The sequence below is a fragment of the Pseudomonas sp. WS 5010 genome (assembly GCF_012985565.1).
Taxonomy (GTDB): Bacteria; Pseudomonadota; Gammaproteobacteria; order Pseudomonadales; family Pseudomonadaceae; genus Aquipseudomonas.
Genome location: NZ_JAAQWQ010000023.1, coordinates 1 through 5,468, shown reverse-complemented (window position 1 = coordinate 5,468; position 5,468 = coordinate 1). Strand labels below are relative to the sequence as shown.

2 tRNA genes and 3 rRNA genes are annotated in these 5,468 nt (G+C 51.1%); all 5 read right to left on the bottom strand.

Annotated elements, in window-relative coordinates:
- Window positions 1-9 precede the first annotated feature (9 nt).
- The 5 genes from rrf to HBO11_RS28370 all read right to left on the bottom strand — a co-directional run bounded on the left by rrf (window position 10) and on the right by HBO11_RS28370 (window position 5,223).
- Window positions 10-125, bottom strand: a 5S ribosomal RNA gene (rrf, locus tag HBO11_RS28390).
- A 154-nt stretch (window positions 126-279) separates the two neighbouring features.
- Window positions 280-3,173: ribosomal RNA gene (locus HBO11_RS28385) — 23S ribosomal RNA — on the bottom strand.
- 248 nt (window positions 3,174-3,421) lie between these two features.
- A tRNA-Ala gene (locus HBO11_RS28380) sits at window positions 3,422-3,497 on the bottom strand.
- 30 nt (window positions 3,498-3,527) lie between these two features.
- Window positions 3,528-3,604, bottom strand: a tRNA-Ile gene (locus HBO11_RS28375).
- A gap of 82 nt (window positions 3,605-3,686) precedes the next feature.
- Window positions 3,687-5,223 (bottom strand): 16S ribosomal RNA (locus tag HBO11_RS28370).
- The 16S, 23S and 5S rRNA genes sit together here with 2 tRNA genes alongside, the layout of an rRNA operon.
- Window positions 5,224-5,468: the final 245 nt, after the last annotated feature.

Genomic DNA, 5,468 nt, shown 5'->3' with positions numbered 1-5,468 from the left:
GGAATTTAATCTTGACGATGACCTACTCTCACATGGGGAAACCCCACACTACCATCGGCGATGCATCGTTTCACTGCTGAGTTCGGGATGGGATCAGGTGGTTCCAATGCTCTATGGTCGTCAAGAAATTCGGGTACTGAGTCGCGGCAAGTGCCTCGCTTCAGCAAATTGGGTATGTGACAGCTTTCGGTGTTTTGTGAGATTCGAACTTTCGGTTCATTTCGTCTTCACACACCGCAATCTGATGCTCTTTCGAGAAACAAATTGCTTGGGTGTTATATGGTCAAGCCTCACGGGCAATTAGTATTGGTTAGCTCAACGCCTCACAGCGCTTACACACCCAACCTATCAACGTCGTAGTCTTCGACGGCCCTTCAGGGAACTCAAGGTTCCAGTGAGATCTCATCTTGAGGCTAGTTTCCCGCTTAGATGCTTTCAGCGGTTATCTATTCCGAACATAGCTACCCGGCAATGCCACTGGCGTGACAACCGGAACACCAGAGGTTCGTCCACTCCGGTCCTCTCGTACTAGGAGCAGCCCCTCTCAAATCTCAAACGTCCACGGCAGATAGGGACCGAACTGTCTCACGACGTTCTAAACCCAGCTCGCGTACCACTTTAAATGGCGAACAGCCATACCCTTGGGACCGGCTTCAGCCCCAGGATGTGATGAGCCGACATCGAGGTGCCAAACACCGCCGTCGATATGAACTCTTGGGCGGTATCAGCCTGTTATCCCCGGAGTACCTTTTATCCGTTGAGCGATGGCCCTTCCATACAGAACCACCGGATCACTAAGACCTACTTTCGTACCTGCTCGACGTGTCTGTCTCGCAGTCAAGCGCGCTTTTGCCTTTATACTCTACGACCGATTTCCGACCGGTCTGAGCGCACCTTCGTACTCCTCCGTTACTCTTTAGGAGGAGACCGCCCCAGTCAAACTACCCACCATACACTGTCCTCGATCCGGATAACGGACCTGAGTTAGAACCTCAAAGTTGCCAGGGTGGTATTTCAAGGTTGGCTCCACGCGAACTGGCGTCCACGCTTCAAAGCCTCCCACCTATCCTACACAAGCAAATTCAAAGTCCAGTGCAAAGCTATAGTAAAGGTTCACGGGGTCTTTCCGTCTAGCCGCGGATACACTGCATCTTCACAGCGATTTCAATTTCACTGAGTCTCGGGTGGAGACAGCGCCGCCATCGTTACGCCATTCGTGCAGGTCGGAACTTACCCGACAAGGAATTTCGCTACCTTAGGACCGTTATAGTTACGGCCGCCGTTTACCGGGGCTTCGATCAAGAGCTTCGCGTTAGCTAACCCCATCAATTAACCTTCCGGCACCGGGCAGGCGTCACACCCTATACGTCCACTTTCGTGTTTGCAGAGTGCTGTGTTTTTAATAAACAGTCGCAGCGGCCTGGTATCTTCGACCGGCATGAGCTTACGGAGCAAGTCCTTCACCCTCACCGGCGCACCTTCTCCCGAAGTTACGGTGCCATTTTGCCTAGTTCCTTCACCCGAGTTCTCTCAAGCGCCTTGGTATTCTCTACCCAACCACCTGTGTCGGTTTGGGGTACGGTTCCTGGTTACCTGAAGCTTAGAAGCTTTTCTTGGAAGCATGGCATCAACCACTTCGTCACCCAAAGGGTAACTCGTCATCAGCTCTCGGCCTTAGAATCCCGGATTTACCTAAGATTCCAGCCTACCACCTTAAACTTGGACAACCAACGCCAAGCTGGCCTAGCCTTCTCCGTCCCTCCATCGCAATAACCAGAAGTACAGGAATATTAACCTGTTTTCCATCGACTACGCTTTTCAGCCTCGCCTTAGGGACCGACTAACCCTGCGTCGATTAACGTTGCGCAGGAAACCTTGGTCTTTCGGCGTGGGTGTTTTTCACACCCATTGTCGTTACTCATGTCAGCATTCGCACTTCTGATACCTCCAGCAAGCTTCTCAACTCACCTTCACAGGCTTACAGAACGCTCCTCTACCGCATCACCCGAAGGTGATACCCGTAGCTTCGGTGTATGGTTTGAGCCCCGTTACATCTTCCGCGCAGGCCGACTCGACTAGTGAGCTATTACGCTTTCTTTAAAGGGTGGCTGCTTCTAAGCCAACCTCCTAGCTGTCTAAGCCTTCCCACATCGTTTCCCACTTAACCATAACTTTGGGACCTTAGCTGACGGTCTGGGTTGTTTCCCTTTTCACGACGGACGTTAGCACCCGCCGTGTGTCTCCCATGCTCGGCACTTGTAGGTATTCGGAGTTTGCATCGGTTTGGTAAGTCGGGATGACCCCCTAGCCGAAACAGTGCTCTACCCCCTACAGTGATACATGAGGCGCTACCTAAATAGCTTTCGAGGAGAACCAGCTATCTCCGAGCTTGATTAGCCTTTCACTCCGATCCACAGGTCATCCGCTAACTTTTCAACGGTAGTCGGTTCGGTCCTCCAGTTAGTGTTACCCAACCTTCAACCTGCCCATGGATAGATCGCCCGGTTTCGGGTCTATTCCCAGCGACTAGACGCCCTATTAAGACTCGCTTTCGCTACGCCTCCCCTATTCGGTTAAGCTCGCCACTGAAAATAAGTCGCTGACCCATTATACAAAAGGTACGCAGTCACCCAACAAAGTGGGCTCCCACTGCTTGTACGCATACGGTTTCAGGATCTATTTCACTCCCCTCTCCGGGGTTCTTTTCGCCTTTCCCTCACGGTACTAGTTCACTATCGGTCAGTCAGTAGTATTTAGCCTTGGAGGATGGTCCCCCCATATTCAGACAAAGTTTCTCGTGCTCCGTCCTACTCGATTTCATGACTAAGAGATTTTCGCGTACAGGGCTATCACCCACTATGGCCGCACTTTCCAGAGCGTTCCGCTAATCTCAAAGCCACTTAAGGGCTAGTCCCCGTTCGCTCGCCACTACTAAGGGAATCTCGGTTGATTTCTTTTCCTCAGGGTACTTAGATGTTTCAGTTCCCCTGGTTCGCCTCTTAAGCCTATGTATTCAGCTTAAGATAACCATCTTATGATGGCTGGGTTCCCCCATTCAGACATCTCCGGATCAAAGTCTGTTTGCCGACTCCCCGAAGCTTTTCGCAGGCTACCACGTCTTTCATCGCCTCTGACTGCCAAGGCATCCACCGTATGCGCTTCTTCACTTGACCATATAACCCCAAGCAATCTGGTTATACTGTGAAGACGACATTCGCCGAAAATTCGATAATACTCAATTTGAGTAACTCACAAATTTTACCTTAGCCTGATCCGTTACCAGTGAAAGTAACGTTCAGTCTATCTTTCTATCACATACCCAAATTTTTAAAGAACGAACTAGTCAAAGACTAGAAATCAACATTCACCATCATAATGATGGAATGCTCATTTCTAAGCTTTATACAAACAGAAGCAGTAGTGGTGGAGCCAAACGGGATCGAACCGTTGACCTCCTGCGTGCAAGGCAGGCGCTCTCCCAGCTGAGCTATGGCCCCGTATTTCTACAGGCGTTTCCCACACAAAATTGGTGGGTCTGGGCAGATTCGAACTGCCGACCTCACCCTTATCAGGGGTGCGCTCTAACCAACTGAGCTACAGACCCAATTTCGGGCTGCTTCTTTTCGTCTTCTTCAATGAATCAAGCAATTCGTGTGGGAACTTATGGAGCAGCTGATGTCGTCGATTAAGGAGGTGATCCAGCCGCAGGTTCCCCTACGGCTACCTTGTTACGACTTCACCCCAGTCATGAATCACACCGTGGTAACCGTCCTCCCGAAGGTTAGACTAGCTACTTCTGGTGCAACCCACTCCCATGGTGTGACGGGCGGTGTGTACAAGGCCCGGGAACGTATTCACCGCGACATTCTGATTCGCGATTACTAGCGATTCCGACTTCACGCAGTCGAGTTGCAGACTGCGATCCGGACTACGATCGGTTTTGTGGGATTAGCTCCACCTCGCGGCTTGGCAACCCTCTGTACCGACCATTGTAGCACGTGTGTAGCCCAGGCCGTAAGGGCCATGATGACTTGACGTCATCCCCACCTTCCTCCGGTTTGTCACCGGCAGTCTCCTTAGAGTGCCCACCATTACGTGCTGGTAACTAAGGACAAGGGTTGCGCTCGTTACGGGACTTAACCCAACATCTCACGACACGAGCTGACGACAGCCATGCAGCACCTGTCTCAATGTTCCCGAAGGCACCAATCTATCTCTAGAAAGTTCATTGGATGTCAAGGCCTGGTAAGGTTCTTCGCGTTGCTTCGAATTAAACCACATGCTCCACCGCTTGTGCGGGCCCCCGTCAATTCATTTGAGTTTTAACCTTGCGGCCGTACTCCCCAGGCGGTCAACTTAATGCGTTAGCTGCGCCACTAAGAGCTCAAGGCTCCCAACGGCTAGTTGACATCGTTTACGGCGTGGACTACCAGGGTATCTAATCCTGTTTGCTCCCCACGCTTTCGCACCTCAGTGTCAGTATCAGTCCAGGTGGTCGCCTTCGCCACTGGTGTTCCTTCCTATATCTACGCATTTCACCGCTACACAGGAAATTCCACCACCCTCTACCATACTCTAGTCAGTCAGTTTTGAATGCAGTTCCCAGGTTGAGCCCGGGGATTTCACATCCAACTTAACTAACCACCTACGCGCGCTTTACGCCCAGTAATTCCGATTAACGCTTGCACCCTCTGTATTACCGCGGCTGCTGGCACAGAGTTAGCCGGTGCTTATTCTGTCGGTAACGTCAAAATTGCAGAGTATTAATCTACAACCCTTCCTCCCAACTTAAAGTGCTTTACAATCCGAAGACCTTCTTCACACACGCGGCATGGCTGGATCAGGCTTTCGCCCATTGTCCAATATTCCCCACTGCTGCCTCCCGTAGGAGTCTGGACCGTGTCTCAGTTCCAGTGTGACTGATCATCCTCTCAGACCAGTTACGGATCGTCGCCTTGGTGAGCCATTACCCCACCAACTAGCTAATCCGACCTAGGCTCATCTGATAGCGCAAGGCCCGAAGGTCCCCTGCTTTCTCCCGTAGGACGTATGCGGTATTAGCGTCCGTTTCCGAACGTTATCCCCCACTACCAGGCAGATTCCTAGGCATTACTCACCCGTCCGCCGCTCTCAAGAGAAGCAAGCTTCTCTCTACCGCTCGACTTGCATGTGTTAGGCCTGCCGCCAGCGTTCAATCTGAGCCATGATCAAACTCTTCAGTTCAAACATCTTTGGGTTTTTAAGAAACCCTAAACTTGGCTCAGCAATCGTTGGTTACATCTTTGATTTCTCGCGGAGTAACTTGTGATGCTGATAATCTTGTTGACTACCAGTCTGACTCCACAAGCACCCACACGAATTGCTTGATTCAGTTGTTAAAGAGCGGTTGGTTAAGATCTTTCGTCTCAACCGAGGCGCGCATTCTACAGCAGCCTCATTTGCTGTCAAGTGATTATTTTCAGAAGCTT